Annotated in this window: 18 protein-coding genes; 16 read left to right on the top strand and 2 right to left on the bottom strand. The window is 35.0% G+C overall.

The window, feature by feature from the left end; all coding sequences use genetic code 11:
• The first annotated feature begins 9 nt into the window (after positions 1 to 9).
• From AC51AA_RS09160 to AC51AA_RS09145, 4 genes are all read left to right on the top strand, one after another.
• The gene (locus AC51AA_RS09160) at positions 10 to 1,524 is read left to right on the top strand and encodes a CshA/CshB family fibrillar adhesin-related protein (protein ID WP_500701815.1); all 1,515 of its coding nucleotides are present in this window, start codon (positions 10 to 12) and stop codon (positions 1,522 to 1,524) included.
• A 229-nt stretch (positions 1,525 to 1,753) separates the two neighbouring features.
• Positions 1,754 to 3,004, top strand: coding sequence for a T9SS type B sorting domain-containing protein (locus AC51AA_RS09155; RefSeq protein WP_500701814.1), 1,251 nt, complete (start codon positions 1,754 to 1,756; stop codon positions 3,002 to 3,004).
• Positions 3,005 to 3,121: 117 nt separating this feature from the next.
• Positions 3,122 to 4,039 (top strand): PorP/SprF family type IX secretion system membrane protein, encoded by a 918-nt coding sequence (locus AC51AA_RS09150; RefSeq protein WP_500701813.1) that lies wholly within the window; start codon positions 3,122 to 3,124, stop codon positions 4,037 to 4,039.
• An 11-nt stretch (positions 4,040 to 4,050) separates the two neighbouring features.
• Positions 4,051 to 5,988 carry an OmpA family protein gene (locus AC51AA_RS09145; protein WP_500701812.1) on the top strand — a complete coding sequence of 646 codons (1,938 nt, stop codon included), beginning with the start codon at positions 4,051 to 4,053 and terminating at the stop codon, positions 5,986 to 5,988.
• A gap of 212 nt (positions 5,989 to 6,200) precedes the next feature.
• On the opposite strand, the gene AC51AA_RS09140 is transcribed toward AC51AA_RS09145, so the two are convergent.
• The gene (locus AC51AA_RS09140; RefSeq protein ID WP_500701811.1) at positions 6,201 to 7,175 is read right to left on the bottom strand and encodes a T9SS C-terminal target domain-containing protein; all 975 of its coding nucleotides are present in this window, start codon (positions 7,173 to 7,175) and stop codon (positions 6,201 to 6,203) included.
• Between the two features lie 659 nt (positions 7,176 to 7,834).
• Between AC51AA_RS09140 and AC51AA_RS09135 the strand changes: the two genes are divergently transcribed.
• From AC51AA_RS09135 to AC51AA_RS09080, 12 genes are all read left to right on the top strand, one after another.
• Positions 7,835 to 9,139, top strand: coding sequence for a dihydrolipoamide acetyltransferase family protein (locus AC51AA_RS09135; protein ID WP_500701810.1), 1,305 nt, complete (start codon positions 7,835 to 7,837; stop codon positions 9,137 to 9,139).
• A 223-nt stretch (positions 9,140 to 9,362) separates the two neighbouring features.
• The gene (locus AC51AA_RS09130; RefSeq protein ID WP_500701809.1) at positions 9,363 to 10,133 is read left to right on the top strand and encodes an exonuclease domain-containing protein; all 771 of its coding nucleotides are present in this window, start codon (positions 9,363 to 9,365) and stop codon (positions 10,131 to 10,133) included.
• A gap of 92 nt (positions 10,134 to 10,225) precedes the next feature.
• Positions 10,226 to 10,837, top strand: coding sequence for a fumarylacetoacetate hydrolase family protein (locus tag AC51AA_RS09125; protein WP_500701808.1), 612 nt, complete (start codon positions 10,226 to 10,228; stop codon positions 10,835 to 10,837).
• The gene (locus tag AC51AA_RS09120; RefSeq protein ID WP_500701807.1) at positions 10,837 to 11,181 is read left to right on the top strand and encodes an Hpt domain-containing protein; all 345 of its coding nucleotides are present in this window, start codon (positions 10,837 to 10,839) and stop codon (positions 11,179 to 11,181) included. Before AC51AA_RS09125 ends, AC51AA_RS09120 begins: the two co-directional genes overlap by 1 nt.
• 243 nt (positions 11,182 to 11,424) lie before the next feature.
• Positions 11,425 to 12,678: a competence/damage-inducible protein A gene (locus tag AC51AA_RS09115; RefSeq protein WP_500701806.1), complete on the top strand. Its 1,254-nt coding sequence runs from the start codon at positions 11,425 to 11,427 to the stop codon at positions 12,676 to 12,678.
• A 71-nt stretch (positions 12,679 to 12,749) separates the two neighbouring features.
• Positions 12,750 to 12,986, top strand: coding sequence for a 50S ribosomal protein L28 (gene rpmB / locus AC51AA_RS09110; RefSeq protein WP_072961635.1), 237 nt, complete (start codon positions 12,750 to 12,752; stop codon positions 12,984 to 12,986).
• 26 nt (positions 12,987 to 13,012) lie between these two features.
• A complete protein-coding gene (rpmG, locus tag AC51AA_RS09105) occupies positions 13,013 to 13,195 on the top strand; it encodes a 50S ribosomal protein L33 (protein ID WP_007805817.1) in 183 nt (60 codons plus the stop codon).
• A gap of 7 nt (positions 13,196 to 13,202) precedes the next feature.
• Positions 13,203 to 13,355 carry a DUF4295 domain-containing protein gene (locus tag AC51AA_RS09100; protein ID WP_072961632.1) on the top strand — a complete coding sequence of 51 codons (153 nt, stop codon included), beginning with the start codon at positions 13,203 to 13,205 and terminating at the stop codon, positions 13,353 to 13,355.
• A gap of 188 nt (positions 13,356 to 13,543) precedes the next feature.
• Positions 13,544 to 14,497, top strand: a complete 954-nt coding sequence (ftsY, locus tag AC51AA_RS09095; RefSeq protein ID WP_500701805.1) for a signal recognition particle-docking protein FtsY — start codon at positions 13,544 to 13,546, stop codon at positions 14,495 to 14,497.
• A 515-nt stretch (positions 14,498 to 15,012) separates the two neighbouring features.
• On the top strand, positions 15,013 to 15,456 hold the full coding sequence (locus tag AC51AA_RS09090) for a lipocalin family protein (RefSeq protein WP_500701804.1): 444 nt from the start codon (positions 15,013 to 15,015) through the stop codon (positions 15,454 to 15,456).
• Positions 15,437 to 15,733, top strand: a complete 297-nt coding sequence (locus AC51AA_RS09085; RefSeq protein WP_500701803.1) for a DciA family protein — start codon at positions 15,437 to 15,439, stop codon at positions 15,731 to 15,733. The genes AC51AA_RS09090 and AC51AA_RS09085 overlap by 20 nt, the downstream gene beginning before the upstream one ends.
• Positions 15,734 to 15,952: 219 nt before the next feature.
• Entirely contained in the window at positions 15,953 to 16,204 is a 252-nt protein-coding gene (locus tag AC51AA_RS09080) for a hypothetical protein (RefSeq protein ID WP_500701802.1), read from the top strand.
• 128 nt (positions 16,205 to 16,332) lie between these two features.
• On the opposite strand, the gene AC51AA_RS09075 is transcribed toward AC51AA_RS09080, so the two are convergent.
• A complete protein-coding gene (locus tag AC51AA_RS09075; RefSeq protein ID WP_500701801.1) occupies positions 16,333 to 16,752 on the bottom strand; it encodes a nucleoside-diphosphate kinase in 420 nt (139 codons plus the stop codon).
• Between the last annotated feature and the right edge of the window lie 69 nt (positions 16,753 to 16,821).

Genomic DNA, 16,821 nt, shown 5'->3' with positions numbered 1-16,821 from the left:
AAAAATTTAATGAAAAAATATATTAAAATAATGACTTTGTTTCTTGTCTTTTTGGGTTTTACACCAGAAGGCATGGCCCAATGTTATCCAACTCAAATAGTAACTGCTGCTTACGCAACTGGTGGTACGAGTCCATATATAAATCAAGTATTGTGGTTAACATGGGGTTCTACAAACCAAAAGACTGATCCTTATGGTAAACATGGCGAACCATTATCCGTTGGTGCTAAGTCCTATGCCTCAATTAAATTAGGGGAAGGGGTTTATCTTTGTGTTGAGGCGGAGATAACTGCTATTACAGGAGAGGTAGGGAGTTATAGGCCTGGGGAGTATACTAAAACAGACGGAACAGGAGATTTTTTAGATAATCTTTATAATATAGGAGGTTCTGGTAAGGTTAATCAATTAATATCTGGTATTGTTAATACCGTTAATGGTGGGCGATCTACTATCACAATTAAGGCAAAAGGAACAATCAATAGAGTTTCTTCTGCTATTCCTCCTGCTCCTATTCGAATTTCAGGTTTAGTAGTTGCGGATGCCGAATCATTAAGCGATAAGGAATATATTTATTCAACCGCTAAAGGAATATGGAATCTAATAGATGTTCAAAAAAATACAGGATCAACAGCTTATAATGTCAGCAAAACCAATCTAGCGGGGACTGGCAATCAACAGATCAGCTTTGAAAAAGGTAATAATTCAAATACTGGAGCAGTAGCATTATTAAGTTTTGATGAGGCTGCTTATGCTGGCACTGATTATGCTGTGACCTTTACTACAGTTTTAAAAGGTGAAGGTAATCAGGCTGTAGCCATTGGTTTATTAACACCTAATGCTGATTTAGGTGATGCTCCTCAATCCTATGGTGCTCCGATACATTTACTACAAGATTTGAACGTTACTTCTGATGGTATTGCAGCCGGTACCGCTGCATTCACTGGTACAGAAAACGTAGCTACGAATCCCACAAATATAAATGCAATAGCATATAACTCTGGAGACTTAAAAATTTCTGAAGGGAAACATCTAGGTACTAAAGCTCCAGATACAGAAAATAAGCCGGCGTCTTCAAAAGATGCAAAAGGTGATGATAATAGTGGTACGGCTGGATCTGATGAAGAAGATGCTTGGCCAGTGCAATACAGGCGTTTTTCGTATAAAGCAAATTATATGGTGGGCAATAAGATAACAGCAACAATTGCTTACAAAAATGCTGAGCTTAACGATAAAATTTCGGGTTGGGTAGATTTTAATTTAAATGGAACTTTTGATGCAGATGAAATAGTCACTAAAACAGTCACTGCTGCCGGTAATAACTCTTTAATTCTGCAGTGGACAGTTCCAGCAACGCGAGTACCTTATAATACTTATGTACGTTTAAGATATTTTGACAAGAGTGAAGATGCTACAAGTCCAACCAATAGTGTGAATTTTGGGGAAGTAGAGGATCATAGAATTTACATATTGACTCCAGTAATGACGAATTCGATGTTACCTAACAAGAGTAAAATAAAGAAATAGTCTTGAAGTTTAAACATAGTTGTGCTATTTTTTTAGTTTGTTTGGAAAAACTAGGGCTATATGAGTTCTGAATTATAGTAAATACAAACCGCTTTATACGCTTCAAGAATTTAATGATATCGTAAGATTTTATTATCTATAGAAAGAAAAAATCTGTCAGTTAGGTAGAATAAACTAAAGATAAAATATAGGATTTGCTTTGTCATTTATAAATATAAAAATTTAAAACATGAAGTTTTCGACACACCTATTGACAATGGCCTTTACGCTAATTGTCGGACAGATAATGGTTGGACAAACCACAAACATAGGCGAAGTTGCTATACTTCCCAACACCATTATGTCAACTGTTCAAACTCTTGACAATAAAGAGAGCGCTGATTTTATTAATGACGGTGAATTATTTCTTTATTCTCATTTCAATAATGATGGATTGGTTAGTTATACTCAAGGAAAGAAAGGATATACCCGATTCCAAGGAACAATTTCACAAAAAATTGAAGGATCAGTTCCTTCTGAATTTTACAATGTCATTTTTAATAATCCAAGCTCGCAACCTGCCTTTCATTTGTATGGAGAAATGAGAGTAGGGGGTAATGTGGATTTTTCTAAAGGAATTGTACAAGACGATGATTTTGATGGGTTAATGGTTTTTGAAAATGACGCAACACACAGCAATACGGATGATGAAAGTCATGTGGATGGACTAGTTAGGAAAAATGGTAAATCAGGATTTGTGTATCCAATAGGCGATAAAAACAGATACCGATTTGCAGGAATTTCAGCGCCAGCTGAGCAATTGAGTAGTTTTAAAGGAAAATATTTTTATGAAAATTCCGCTCCACTTTATTCGCATAACAATAAAGTTGAGGGAATAGCCCTTATCAATAATCAGGAATACTGGACCTTAGATAAAACAGCCGGAAATTCAGATGTTATGCTGACCTTGAGCTGGGATGAAACATCAACAACACCAGCAGATATTATAATCGCTCCACAAAGTTCTATCCACATTGTTCGTTGGGATGCTGCTCAAAAACTTTGGATCGATGAAGGAGGGATAGTCGATAGTGATAAAAAAACGGTTACAACACCTTTAAATGTTTCGGGATACAATGTCTTTACTACAGCAAGAATCGATGATAGTGTTGGTGCGGTCTGCAGTAAGTTAATCGTTCATAATGCCTTCTCACCAAACGGAGATGATAAAAACGACTACTTCAAAATTGATGGCTTAACAGAATGTTCTTCAGAGAATACGGTGGAAATATACAATCGTTGGGGTGTAAAAGTTTTTGAAACAGATAATTATGACACTAACGGAAATGTTTTTAAAGGCTATTCTGAAGGTCGTGTAACCGTACTCAAAGATGAAATGTTGCCTACAGGAACCTATTTCTATATTTTGCATTTTAAAAATTCGGAAGCTAAAACGCAAGCCGGAAAAAAAGCGGGATATCTCTACTTAAGTAGGGATTAGTTTTGTTTAAAAGGCACTAGAAATTTCAATAGATAATTATAATACGCCTGAATTTTGTGCATTTTTTCCTCTAAGAAAAGGATGATTGAAGAAAGGTGAATTATTAAAAATAAAAACATGAGAATAAAATTTTTGACAGTAATTGTTATGTTAACGGGATTTCTGTGTACCGCACAACAAGATGCCCAGTTCACACAATACATGTACAATACCATAAGTATCAATCCTGCTTATGCGGGATCTCGAGGAGCATTGAGTGTTTTTGGTTTATATCGTACACAATGGGTTGGTCTTGATGGTGCTCCAGAAACCAGTAGTTTTTCGGTTAACAGCCCAATAAATAACAGTAATTTAGGAGTAGGGGTTTCGTTTGTTAACGATAAAATTGGACCAACAAATGAAAACACTTTAGCGGCAGATCTATCCTATACGGTTCAAACATCGGCAGATTTTAAACTTTCATTTGGAATAAAAGGGACGGCTAATTTATTTAATCTGGACATCAGTAAATTAAATCCTGCGGATCAGGGAGATCCACAATTTCAAGACTTAAAAAGTAAGTTTTCTCCAAATGTAGGAGCCGGTGTTTATTGGCATTCTAACAAAGCTTACATAGGTTTATCTGTTCCAAATTTCATCGAAACCAATCGTTATGATAATAATGACGTGGCGATTTATAAGGATAAAATTAATTATTATTTAATGGGAGGTTATGTATTTGATTTAGATCATTATCAGTACATAAAATTCAAACCAGCGGTATTGGCAAAAATGGTAGAAGGTGCACCATTGCAAGTCGATGTTTCGGCTAATTTTATGTTCAATGATAAATTTGTTGTTGGGATTGCCTACAGATGGAGTGCTGCATTAAGTGCTATGGTTGGATTTCAAGTTAGTGATGGACTCTATATTGGGTATGCTTATGATCGCGAAACAACTCGTTTAAACAATTACAATTCAGGATCGCACGAGATATTTCTGCGTTACGAATTCTTTACAAATAATGGTAAAATGACAACTCCACGTTTCTTCTAAAAACATTTATTATGATAAAAAAAATACTCCTATGTATAACATTAATAAGCGTTTTTTTATTTAATGGTTATTCGCAACAGAAAAAAACAACAGCTGGAGATAAAAAATACGATAATTTCGCTTATATAGATGCGATTAAAACCTACGAGCGTATAGCTGAAAAAGGCTATAAATCTGAAGAGCTGTTTCAAAAACTGGCCAATTCGTTTTATTTCAATTCTGAGTTCAACAAAGCGGCGAAATGGTACGGTGAATTATTTGCCTTGGATACTGAGATAGAACCAGAATATTATTATCGTTATGCACAATCATTAAAATCAACCGGAGATATAGCCAAAGCCAGTCAGATGCTTGAGTTATTCAATCAAAAGTCAAAAAATGACAATAGGGGAAAGTTATATGAAAGCAATAGAAATTATCTCGATTTAATTAAAGCCAATTCGGGACGTTACCACATAGAAGATGCTGGTGTAAATAGTAAATTCTCGGACTATGGAACGATATTCTATCTGAACAAAATAGTTTTTGCTTCGGCTAGAGATACAGGTAGTTTTAATCAGAGAAAACACAACTGGACAGGAGAGCATTTTACCAATCTTTATCAAGCGGATATCGATGAGAACTTCAATGCAGGTGTGGTTAAAAAGCTCAAATCAAAAATCAATACTAAATTTCACGAATCTACTCCCGTTTTTACAAAAGATGGGAAGACCGTTTATTTTACTAGAAATAATTACATCGATGGAAAAAAAGGCAAAAACGGAAGCAATACTACTTTGATAAAAATATACAAAGCAACGCTCGAGAAAAACCAATGGAGCAATATAGTGGCACTTCCTTTTAATAGTGATAGTTATAGTGTTGGGCATCCAGCGCTCAGTTCAGATGAGAAAATATTATATTTTGCATCAGATATGCCTGGTACCTTCGGACAATCTGATATTTTCAAAGTAAGTATTAATAGTGATGGAAGTTTTGGAACTCCGGAAAACTTAGGGCCAACAATTAATACCGAAGGAAAAGAAACCTTTCCCTATGTAACAGATGAAAATGAAATATATTTTGCGTCAGATGGACATCCTGGACTTGGTGGTTTAGATGTTTTTGTTGGAGAAATAGATCAAAATGGGGTACGAAATATTCAAAATGTGGGGGCTGATATTAATTCTCCGAATGATGATTTTGCCTATATAATGGATACGAAATCTCGTAAAGGTTTTTTCTCTTCTAATAAGGAAGGAGGACATGGATCAGATGATATTTATACGTTCTTAGAAACAAGAAAGCTACAATGTATTCAAGAATTAGGCGGGATTATTACCGATAGAAAGACTGGAGTTGTTTTATCAGAAGCTATGGTTTCTTTGTATGACAATCAAATGGTATTAAAAAAACATGTAATTTCAGATGCAAACGGATATTATAGTTTTCCTGTAGAATGTGGAAAAACCTATAGTGTACGAGTAGAAAAAACAAATTATGGAACTACAGAAGTTAGTATAGCTATAGCCTCTGAAAGCGGTAAAACAAACTTGCCAATTGCGTTAGAAAAAACAGTTTGTGAGCTAAAAGTTGGTGATGATTTAGGGAAGTGTTTTGGAATACAAAGGATTTATTTTGATTTAGATAAATCGAATATACGTCAGGAGGCGGCATTAGATTTAGAAAAAATATTAGATGTACTGAATCAATACCCAGCCATGAAATTGGATATTCGCTCGCATACAGATAGTCGCCAAACAGCAAAATACAATATGTCATTATCAGACAGAAGAGCTAAATCGACGATACAATGGTTGATTAAAAATGGTATTGCACCTTATAGATTAACTGGAAAAGGATATGGCGAGAGTCAGTTAGTAAACAACTGTTCAGATGGGGTTTCATGTTCTGAAGCGGATCATCAGTTGAATAGACGAAGCGAATTTATTATTCTTTCGATGGAGTAATATATCTATTGTATCGTTTTTAGATACCAACTTCAGTTGGTATTGATGATTACTATTTATTGAATGAGATAAACTTTAAAGAGGCATTGCACTATAGCAATACCTCTTTTTTAGTAGGTACGGCATGGTTGTTTTGTAGCAGAATGCAAGTCACTGTAGAAGACGAGTTGATGAGAAGTATTAGCAATCGGCGATTCTGTCTTTTTTCAAGCTTATTTAGCTGTTTTGCTTAGGTACTGACTTAATACATTGCTTAAATCAATACGATGGATTTGTTGAGGGGTGTTGAGAACGGGTTTTCGGATTAAGGCTTCATTGGTCAAATAATACTGTAAACCATCTTGGGTGGTTATGGCTTCTATTTGATGAAAGGGAAGTTGAATCGTCAGCCTGCGTTTGTTGCCCGATAAAAAATCATTGTTTTTATAGTCGTATAAAAGATATAAAAAGGGTTTGCCTATCTTAGAGTATCCACATAGCACGATTAACTTTTTATCCTCTAGGTAAGTGGCGCCAGTGACTAAGCCTTGGGTGTCTAAAGTGCTTTTGAGCTGGGCAATATGATGGCCAGCTTGATTGGGTAAAGCGTAGATACTTGTTGTAGAGGTGTCCCATTGTTTGGTAAATAAATAGATGCTGTCTTTGGAAACGATAAAGGCTTCACAATCAAAGTGTGTGCTATTTGGTTTTTTAGCTGTGAAATCCGTTTGATCGGAAAAGGAAAAAGAAAGGGTGGAAATGGTAGGCTTTCCTTCTAAAAACGATTTTTTATCAAGTTTTAAAATACGTAACTCAGTGCTGTTTCCTGTGTTATTATTGCCGAAATCTCCAATATATACCGAAGTACTATCTTGTGCTATTTCTTCCCAGTCCCGATTGGATGCTTGATTAAGAGTAATCTTTTTTTGAATTTTCCCTAAATCGTCTAGTCCGTAGAGGGTGTTGTCTTGATCGTCATTATGCGTCCATAGGTTATTGTTGAAATGGAGTAATCCTGAGGTTTCTTTGATAGAATCACTTAGTTTTCGAGTGTAGATAGGTTTTAGCTTTACTGTTTTGTAAAGGCAGCTGCCATTATTTTGAGTGGCGTTTGGATTGTAATTAAGGGCCATTGGGTCCGTGCAGCCTGAAATTTGGGCAGAGGCAGAAGCAAGACATAAGAAAAAAAATAGCAGCGAGTTTTTCATAAGAGTGTACTGATTCTTTTATAGGTTGTAAAAATAAGTTTTTTTAGAAACGAATCAGCAGTGAAATTTGAGCTTTGGACAGTAGAGATTTAATCTTAATGGGCTACCTTTTCATTTTTGTTTTAACCTTTAGGATCATGAGAAGAGGAAATTAGGAAAAAAAAATAGTTTCACAACTTAGTTGTTTTGTCTTTAAGATAGGAGAGGCCTCAGGACCAAAGGTTTTGTTTGTTAGAATGTTTCAAGGAAATATCAGCCTAAAAGCATGACCTAAAAGAGGTGATTTTTATCCTTTAAATAATGTTTTGTATGAAAAATTGCCATTTATTTTGAAAAATAAAGCCTTCTTTTTCGGGATCAAAAAAGAAAAAATGGTAAATTCGTCCCTAATTTTTAAGGGTAAAAAAGTGGAGATTGTTTTAGATAATCAATATGTTTCATTCAAAAAATGTATCAATATCATAGAATCTCTTAAAGATAAGCGTATTACTTTTATACTTTTCCCCAAAAACACCAATTTTATTATTGAAAGCGATTCTATAAATATTAGGTCTCTGGATATAAAAAATGAGTAAAAAATTATATTAAGTGTAATTTATATTTAAAATATTCAGTAATTTCGCAATCTGAAAATCAAAATCACCTTTTAGATTAACAATATGGCAAGATTTGAATTGAAACTTCCTAAAATGGGAGAGAGTGTAGCTGAAGCAACCATTACAAACTGGTTGAAAGAAGTTGGAGATAAGATTGAAGCTGATGAAGCTGTACTAGAAATTGCAACTGATAAGGTTGATAGCGAGGTGCCTAGTGAAGTTTCGGGTATTTTGGTGGAGCAATTGTTTGGTAAAGATGATTTAGTTCAGGTCGGGCAAACCATTGCCATTATTGAAACAGAGGGCGATGCGCCAACTGCGAAAGTAGTGAAAGAGGAAGCTGCTCCGGTAGAAGTTGCACAAATTGAACAAACAATTGATGCAGCAAAAGAAGTAGTTTCCGTGCCGCAAGATTTTTCGGGTTCAGAAAAGTTCTTTTCTCCACTAGTGAAAAATATTGCCAAAGAAGAAGGTATTTCTGTTGCTGAATTAGAAGGTATTGCGGGTTCTGGAAAAGATGGACGCGTAACAAAAGAAGATATTTTAAGTTATATTGATAGTCGTAAAGCTGGTGTGGTTGCTCCGAAAGTGGTAACAGCTAAGGTGGTTGAACCAGTAGTTCAAAAGAGTCAACAAGCAGTTCCGGTTTCTGTAAATGGAGGTGACGAAATTGTTGAAATGGATAGAATGCGTAAACTGATTTCAGGGTACATGGTGGCTTCTGTGCAAACTTCGGCTCACGTACAATCCTTTATTGAAGTGGATGTAACCAATATCGTAAAATGGAGAGATAAAGTTAAAACGGCTTTCGAGAAAAGAGAAGGTGAGAAGTTGACTTTTACTCCGATTATGATGGAGGCGGTTGCTAAAGCGTTGAAGGATTTTCCAGGAATGAATATTTCTGTTGACGGTGATTATATCATTAAAAAGAAAAATATAAATTTAGGAATGGCTGCAGCTTTGCCAAACGGAAATTTGATTGTACCTGTTATTAAAAATGCCGATCAGTTGAATTTGGTGGGTATGGCTAAGGCGGTTAACGATTTAGGTGGCCGTGCAAAAGCAGGGAAGTTAAAACCAGACGATACACAGGGCGGGACGTATACCGTGACCAATGTGGGGACTTTTGGAAGTGTTTTTGGAACGCCGATTATCAATCAACCTCAAGTGGGAATTCTAGCTCTTGGTGCTATTCGTAAAGTGCCTGCGGTTATTGAAACCCCAGAAGGAGATTTTATCGGAATTCGTCAAAAAATGTTCTTGTCTCACTCTTACGACCATAGAGTAGTAGACGGAGCGCTAGGAGGAAGTTTTGTAAAAAGAGTAGCAGAATATTTAGAAGCTTTTGATGTAGATAGAGATTTCTAAAATCGTAATAAAAAAATGTTGAACCCGACTAGTTGAAGAACTAGTCGGGTTTTTTTATACTGTTTTGTAGGAAAAAGTTGTGTGATTTAATTAGAGCTTCTTTTGGGATGGGGTAAAAAAAGTTAAAATCGTAAAAATGAAGGTGTTTTTGACTAAAAAAGTGAAGAATAAAAGAGGAAATTCCGCTTTAAAAATTACATTTGTAGCCTTATAAAATTTAAAAATGGAACTCAAACTCAATAAACCAATTTGCTTTTTTGATCTTGAAACAACCGGAATTGACATCGGAAAAGATCGAATTGTAGAAATTTCAATATTAAAAGTTTTTCCAAACGGAAATAAAGAAAGTAAAACTTGGTTGGTGAACCCAACGATTCCAATTCCTCCGCAAACCACTGCTGTACATGGTATCACTGATGAGAAGGTGGCAAATGAGCCTACTTTTTCAGAGTTAGCACTACAGGTTTATAATACGATTAAGGATAGTGATTTGGGTGGATTTAACTCTGATCGTTTTGATATTCCATTATTAGCAGAAGAATTACTTCGCGCTGGAGTTGACTTTGATATGAAGAATAAAGTTTCGGTAGATGTGCAAACTATTTTTCATAAGATGGAAGAGCGTACCTTAAGTGCTGCATTGAAATTCTATTGTGGGAAAAGTTTGGAAAATGCGCATTCGGCTGAAGCCGATACTATGGCGACTTACGAAATTTTAAAAGCACAATTAGACCGTTATCCTGCATTGGAGAATGATATGAAATTGCTGTCTGAATTTTCAACTCGTAAAAAAATTGCTGATTTTGCTGGGATGATCGCTTTTGATAAAGATAATGAAGAGGTGTTTACCTTCGGGAAACACAAAGGCGCTAAAGTGGATAAAATTTTGGAAACGGAGCCAGGTTATTTTAGTTGGATTCAAAATGCCGATTTTCCGCTGTATACTAAAAAAGTGTTAACGGCTATTAAACTAAGAAAGTTAAATACCAAATAAAGTACAAACAAGTCATGAGTTTAGGAGTTTGGTATTTTCGTGCCGGATTTCTTAAATTAGATGGTGGTTTGGCTTAGCAACTTAAATAAAGCATGAAAATAATCTGTATCGGCAGAAATTATGCCAATCATATTGAAGAATTAAAAAACGAGCGACCAACTGAGCCCGTGGTTTTTATGAAGCCGGATTCGGCAGTGCTGTTGAAGCAACATCCTTTTGTGATTCCTGAGTTTTCTCAGGAAATTCATCATGAATTAGAGGTAATTGTTAAAATTAACAAGGTTGGAAAATATATTGAACCTAAGTTTGCTCATAAATATTATGAGGAAATAAGTGTAGGTATTGATTTCACTGCTAGAGATTTACAAGCAAAATTGAAGGCTAAAGGATTGCCTTGGGAGATAGCAAAAGCCTTTGATGGTTCGGCCGTTGTGGGAGATTTTTTACCTAAAAGTGATTTTGTTTCTGTGGAAAATCTTACATTTGAGTTAAGAAGTAATGCTGAGGTGGTTCAGAAAGGCAATACCAGTTTAATGCTTTGGAATATTGACGAGCTTATTTCTTATGTGTCGCAATATTTTACCTTAAAAATTGGTGATATTATTTTTACAGGAACTCCAGCAGGAGTTGCTGCAGTTAAACCAAATGATGTTTTGGAAGGCTTCTTAGAAGATAAAAAATTATTCAGAATACAAGTAAAATAATGGCTTTAAAATACAACCTTTCGAAAGTCTATGCACTTTCAGACAATGATCCGGAATTTGTGAATGAGATTCTGAAATTATTTGTAACCGAAGTTCCTGAAGATATAAAAGAAATCAAAGAGGGGATTAAAAAGAAAGATTATAAACATGCGTATGCGTATGCTCATAAAATAAAACCAACGCTTGATTTGTTGGGACTTAATGTCGCTTTTGAAGAGATTCTTCAGGTGGAGGCTTGGACAAAGGCTGAAGGCAAGAAGAAGGCTATAGAGGAGACTTTTAAGAGCATAAAAAACCAAGTTAAAGAAGCAGTCAAAGAAATTAAGAAAGACTTTGATTTGTAAGATATACAGCTGACCCAATTCTTCGTCTTTATTCGTAAGGCTAGAATTGGGTCTGTTTTTTTAGATCTATTTTTTATATACTAGTGGAGTCCTTTATGGCTACGAGGACAAAAAAATTTGTGCGACCAATCGTTCTTTTATTCAAAGGAACGATTTTTATGCTTGGTTCGGGCAAAATGAATGTAAGAATAACTTCCTTTCTAATAATGGCTTACGGTCTTGTAAGCGAAATAGTGTACTGATATGAAAGCAACCATAATTACTATTGGAGATGAGATTTTAATTGGTCAAATTGTAGATACCAATTCAGGTTTTATTGCAAAATCACTCGATAGAATAGGAGTTGAAATCAATGAGATGATTTCGATAAGTGATGACAAAAAACACATTTTAGATACCTTTTTGCTTTTGCAGAATAAAGTAGATGTGGTCATTGTAACGGGAGGCTTAGGCCCGACCAAAGATGATGTGACTAAAAAAACCTTCTGCGAATATTTTGATGATCATTTAGTGGTTGATCCAGTTGTTTTGGCTCATGTAACTGAGATCATTGAAGGTTTTTACAAGAAACCTATTTCGCAACTGAATAAAGACCAGGCTTTAGTGCCTTCCACTTGTACGGTGCTTCATAATCAGGTAGGGACTGCGCCAGGAATGTGGATGAAGAAGGAAAATACTGTTTTTATTTCACTGCCGGGAGTGCCTTATGAGATGAAGTATTTGGTCGAAAATGAGGTAATTCCTAAAATAGTTCAGCAATACAAACGCCCGTATATTATTCATAAGACCATTTTAACTTATGGTCAAGGAGAGAGCTTAGTGGCAGAGCGTATAGAGGATTGGGAGAATAATTTGCCTGATTTTATTAAGTTGGCTTATTTGCCGAATCCAGGAAGAGTGCGTTTGCGCTTATCTGCCCGAGGAACCGATAAGGCGATGTTGGAAGCGGCTATTGAAGCTAACGTTCGGTCCTTAGATGCTATTATTCATGATATTATAGTGGGTTACGAAGAAGAAGAAACAATTGAGTATGCCATTGCTAAACTGCTTACTAGGCAGAATAAAACCATTGCGACAGCGGAAAGTTGTACCGGGGGAAAAATTGCTTCGCTTTTAGGAGCTATTCCTGGTGCTTCGAAATATTTTAAAGGTGGTGTGGTTGCCTACTCAAGCGAGGTTAAGGTTAATGTTTTAGGCGTCTCGCAAGATTTAATAGATCAATATTCGGTCGTAAGTGCAGAAGTTGCTTCGGCTATGGCTTTGAAGGCGAAAGAGATACTTAAGACAGACTATGCAATTGCCACAACTGGGAACGCCGGACCGTCAAAAGGAGAGTCAAATGCGGAAATTGGAACTGTTTTTATCGCTTTGGCTACAGAAAACGAAATATTTGTTGAAGAATTTAATTTTGGCCAACCACGTGAAAAAGTGATAGATAGAGCCACAATTAAGAGTTTAGAAATTTTACAGAAAGAAATTTTAAAAAATGTGCGCTAATTTTTTGTTTCAATCGTTTATTTTTCTTTTCTTTGCACCCTGATTTTGAATAACGATAAAAGATAAGTATAATGTCAAGAGTTTGTGACCTTACAGGTAAAAGAGCGATGGTAGGAAATAACGTTTCTCACGCTATGAACAAAACTAAGAGAAAATTTTCTGTAAACTTAGTTAAAAAGCGTTTTTATCTTCCAGAAGAAGATAGATGGATTACTCTTAGAGTAGCAGCATCTACGATAAAAACAATTAATAAAAATGGAATTTCTGCTGTTTTGAAAAAAGCGCAGTCACAAGGATTTATCAAATAATCTTTCCTAAATAAATATATAGCAAGATGGCAAAGAAAGGTAATAGAATCCAGGTAATTTTAGAATGTACTGAGCACAAGACTACTGGTGTTGCAGGAACTTCAAGATACATAACAACTAAGAACAAAAAAAATACTCCAGATAGATTAGAGATTAAGAAATTTAATCCAATCTTGAAACGTGTAACTGTTCATAAAGAAATTAAATAATTAAGTCATGGCAAAGAAAACCGTAGCATCGTTACAAACAGCTTCAAAGAGATTATCAAAAGCCATCAAAATGGTGAAATCTCCTAAAACTGGTGCATATACATTCGTAGAATCTATTATGGCTCCTGAAGAAGTTGATACTTTCTTGAAAAAGAAATAATAACAATTACAGTATATAGAAAAGCTACTTTCATTCGGAAGTAGCTTTTTTATTTTTATATTTGTCTAAAATTTTAAAGAAGCACAATATTTAGTGTTTTATTGCGTAATAATTAAGCTTCTTGAAATAGTAGGATTAAGTAGATCGTCAAAAAGTCTTCTGGTCCTAAAAACTAACAACCTATAAAAATGAGTTTTTTTAAAAAATTATTTTCTTCTGATAAGAAAGAGACTTTAGACAAAGGTCTTGAAAAATCAAAAACTACTTTTTTCTCAAAGTTAAGCAAAGCTGTCGCTGGTAAATCTAAAGTCGATGAGGATGTATTAGATTCTCTAGAAGAAATTTTGGTGGCTTCCGATGTGGGCGTAGATACTACCTTGAAAGTTATTGCTAGAATTGAGAAACGAGTTGCTGAAGATAAATATTTAGGAACTGATGAATTGAATCAAATTCTTCGTGAAGAAATTGGAGCTTTGTTGTCTGAGACCAATACTGGTGAGGCAACTGAATTCGAAATCCCAAAAGATAAAAAACCATACGTTTTAATGGTGGTTGGAGTAAATGGAGTAGGGAAAACCACTACCATTGGTAAATTAGCTTATCAGTTTAAAAAAGCGGGCTATAACGTAGTGTTAGGTGCTGCAGATACTTTTCGTGCTGCTGCTATCGATCAGTTACAAGTTTGGGCAGATCGCGTTGGTGTGCCAATTGTAAGACAAAATATGGGTAGCGATCCTGCTTCGGTAGCATTTGATACCCTGCAGTCAGCTGTAGCTCAAAATGCTGATGTGGTGATTATAGATACTGCTGGACGTTTGCATAATAAAGTCAATCTGATGAACGAACTTACAAAGGTAAAACGAGTGATGCAAAAGGTTGTTACTGATGCGCCTCACGATGTACTTTTGGTTTTAGATGGTTCTACAGGGCAAAATGCTTTTGAACAAGCTAAGCAATTTACTGCTGCTACCGAGGTAACTTCACTTGCGGTAACAAAATTAGACGGTACTGCAAAAGGTGGTGTTGTCATTGGTATTTCAGATCAGTTTCAGATTCCAGTAAAGTATATTGGAGTTGGTGAAGGAATTGAGGATTTACAGGTTTTCAATAAATATGAATTTGTAGATAGTTTTTTTAAATAATATCAAATGAATTTTTCTTCTTTTAAAAATATAACGCCACTTAGCTTTTATTTTGGAAGCGTGGTGTGTTTTGTTTTGGCAAATCTAATCCGAGATAACAGTTTGTCTTTTTATTACGTTTTATTGGTCTTAGGATTGATCTTCTTTTTTATGGGAATCCTAAAAAGATTGCGTACAAAACAATAGTCAATTACAATTTAATAATTTTCTTCTCATAAGGTTTTATCAAGTGTGCAAGGCTATTTTTGGCTTTGTTTATAACTTGATCAAAATCTTATTTTTTGTTTTGTGAATTTTTATTTCTTTTGAACTTTATAAGGTTAACTTTGTAAGAAGTGAACTATTCTTAATGATGATCTGTTTTAGTAGTGCTAATGCGTAGTAGTGTTTTTCTGACTTCTCTACTGACAAGAATAAAAGGACTACAAGCAAGAGGGGATGCATTTTTTGGGTGTTGCTAACTGCTGTTACTTGTTTTAAGAACAGTGAGAAAGTAACGAAATTTTAATACAGATATGATGAAAAAAACTTTTATGATTTTGGTTTTATCTCTTTTGATGATAAGCTGTAAACAAGAGATTAAGCCGGCGGATATTGCCAAATTGAATGGATACTGGGAAATCGCCAAAGTGGTTTTTGATAAAGGCGAAGAGAAAGAGTATAAGATGAATGAGAGTTTTGATTTCTTTAAAATGAAAGACAATCAAGGAATCAGAAAAAAGGTAATGCCACAATTGGACGGAACTTTTCTCACTAGTGATTCTTTTGAAAAGGTGACTGTTCGTTTTACAGGAGAAAAAGTCTATCTCGATTACAAAACGGATTATGCCAAGTGGAGTGAGGAATTGATTTCAATTTCGGATCAGGAGATGGTGGTGAAAAATCAAGAGAATAAAGAATATCATTATAAAAAAGCAGGACCAATAAACTTAGGAAACGATGGCGAAAAGATTAAATAATCAGAGTACGATAGGAGCGGTTTTACAACAGATCATTCACGTGAACAAGTTAGGAGCCGGAATGGATCAGATTGATGTTAAGGAGGCTTGGAGACAGCTTATGGGTAATGGTGTGAATACCTATACTAAAAATGTAGTTTTGAAGGGGAGTACATTATACGTTGAGCTTGGATCTGCTGTTTTAAGAGAGGAATTAAGTCACGGTAAATCTAAAATCGTGAAGATGATTAATGAGGAGCTAGGTCGTGAAGTTGTGAAGGAAGTGGTTTTAAGATAGAGTATTAGACTTAATAGTTGTTAAATGATAGGTATAAGCTCGAGGTTTAAAATTTTTCCAATTTTGCTAATAGTTTTTTCAACTGTTTTGCTGCTTTTTCCACTTTTGGCAATGTGTATGAGTTTTAATTCTCCAAAAACAGATAGGGTAGGACCTTTTGTATGTTTAGTGTTAATTATTTTTTTTTGGTTAACTGTGTTAAAGACAAGGGCAAATAGAGTGCTAATTGCAAAGGATAGTATACAGGTTAATCGTTATTTTGGTTTAGGGAAATCGAAAGTATATGATTTTAGTAAATTAGAGGGGTATATCACTTTATTCGAATCGGGGAGACTGGGTGTTTCGGAGAATCTTTTTATACTTGAAGAAGGAAAAAGAGTAGGTTGTATTTCTAGCTTTTATCATAATAATTTTGATAGTTTGAAAGCCAGTTTAAAAGAAAAAGTTCGTGATTTAGGTGTGAAAAAGTAGATCTCAAAACAGGAGAGTTCGGAAATATTTAAAAAATAGTATAAAAAGCAAAACCCACTTCATTGAAGTGGGTTTTACTTTTTTTAGTAACCACTAGTTTAAAAAGCTAGCAGTATGAGAAGTCTAAATTAGAATTGCTCTCTTCCAGCAAAATGGAATGCACCTTCGATAGCTGCATTTTCATCGCTATCAGAACCGTGAACTGCATTTTCTCCGATAGAAGTTGCATATGCTTTACGAATAGTTCCTTCAGCAGCGTCAGCAGGATTTGTAGCGCCAATTAAAGTTCTGAAATCTTCTACTGCGTTTTCTTTTTCTAAAATTGCAGCAACAATTGGTCCACGAGACATGAATTCAACTAATTCACCGTAAAAAGGTCTTTCTGCGTGAACTGCGTAAAATGCTTTAGCATCAGCTACAGTTAATTGAGTTAATTTTAATGAAACGATTTTGAATCCTCCATTAGTAATCATTGCTAAGATATTACCGATGTGTCCGTTTTGAACTGCATCTGGTTTAATCATTGTAAACGTTCTATTAGTTGCCATTTTGTTTTTATTAAATTTGGTGCAAAAGTATACTTTTTTTATGAATTGATTTTAATAAATTCATAATTT

It is taken from the genome of Flavobacterium sp. OHVDL-2026-0007, from assembly GCF_059882335.1.
This window is presented reverse-complemented; position numbering and strand designations above follow the sequence as displayed.

Excerpts from the sequence above, each read along its gene's own strand:
- AC51AA_RS09160 (WP_500701815.1), top strand. The coding sequence starts at position 10 with ATGAAAAAATATATTAAAATAATGACTTTGTTTCTTGTCTTTTTGGGT.
- AC51AA_RS09155 (WP_500701814.1), top strand. The coding sequence starts at position 1,754 with ATGAAGTTTTCGACACACCTATTGACAATGGCCTTTACGCTAATTGTC.
- AC51AA_RS09150 (WP_500701813.1), top strand. The coding sequence starts at position 3,122 with ATGAGAATAAAATTTTTGACAGTAATTGTTATGTTAACGGGATTTCTG.
- AC51AA_RS09145 (WP_500701812.1), top strand. The coding sequence starts at position 4,051 with ATGATAAAAAAAATACTCCTATGTATAACATTAATAAGCGTTTTTTTA.
- AC51AA_RS09140 (WP_500701811.1), bottom strand. The coding sequence starts at position 7,175 with ATGAAAAACTCGCTGCTATTTTTTTTCTTATGTCTTGCTTCTGCCTCT.
- AC51AA_RS09135 (WP_500701810.1), top strand. The coding sequence starts at position 7,835 with ATGGCAAGATTTGAATTGAAACTTCCTAAAATGGGAGAGAGTGTAGCT.
- AC51AA_RS09130 (WP_500701809.1), top strand. The coding sequence starts at position 9,363 with ATGGAACTCAAACTCAATAAACCAATTTGCTTTTTTGATCTTGAAACA.
- AC51AA_RS09125 (WP_500701808.1), top strand. The coding sequence starts at position 10,226 with ATGAAAATAATCTGTATCGGCAGAAATTATGCCAATCATATTGAAGAA.
- AC51AA_RS09120 (WP_500701807.1), top strand. The coding sequence starts at position 10,837 with ATGGCTTTAAAATACAACCTTTCGAAAGTCTATGCACTTTCAGACAAT.
- AC51AA_RS09115 (WP_500701806.1), top strand. The coding sequence starts at position 11,425 with ATGAAAGCAACCATAATTACTATTGGAGATGAGATTTTAATTGGTCAA.
- rpmB (WP_072961635.1), top strand. The coding sequence starts at position 12,750 with ATGTCAAGAGTTTGTGACCTTACAGGTAAAAGAGCGATGGTAGGAAAT.
- rpmG (WP_007805817.1), top strand. The coding sequence starts at position 13,013 with ATGGCAAAGAAAGGTAATAGAATCCAGGTAATTTTAGAATGTACTGAG.
- AC51AA_RS09100 (WP_072961632.1), top strand. The coding sequence starts at position 13,203 with ATGGCAAAGAAAACCGTAGCATCGTTACAAACAGCTTCAAAGAGATTA.
- ftsY (WP_500701805.1), top strand. The coding sequence starts at position 13,544 with ATGAGTTTTTTTAAAAAATTATTTTCTTCTGATAAGAAAGAGACTTTA.
- AC51AA_RS09090 (WP_500701804.1), top strand. The coding sequence starts at position 15,013 with ATGATGAAAAAAACTTTTATGATTTTGGTTTTATCTCTTTTGATGATA.
- AC51AA_RS09085 (WP_500701803.1), top strand. The coding sequence starts at position 15,437 with ATGGCGAAAAGATTAAATAATCAGAGTACGATAGGAGCGGTTTTACAA.
- AC51AA_RS09075 (WP_500701801.1), bottom strand. The coding sequence starts at position 16,752 with ATGGCAACTAATAGAACGTTTACAATGATTAAACCAGATGCAGTTCAA.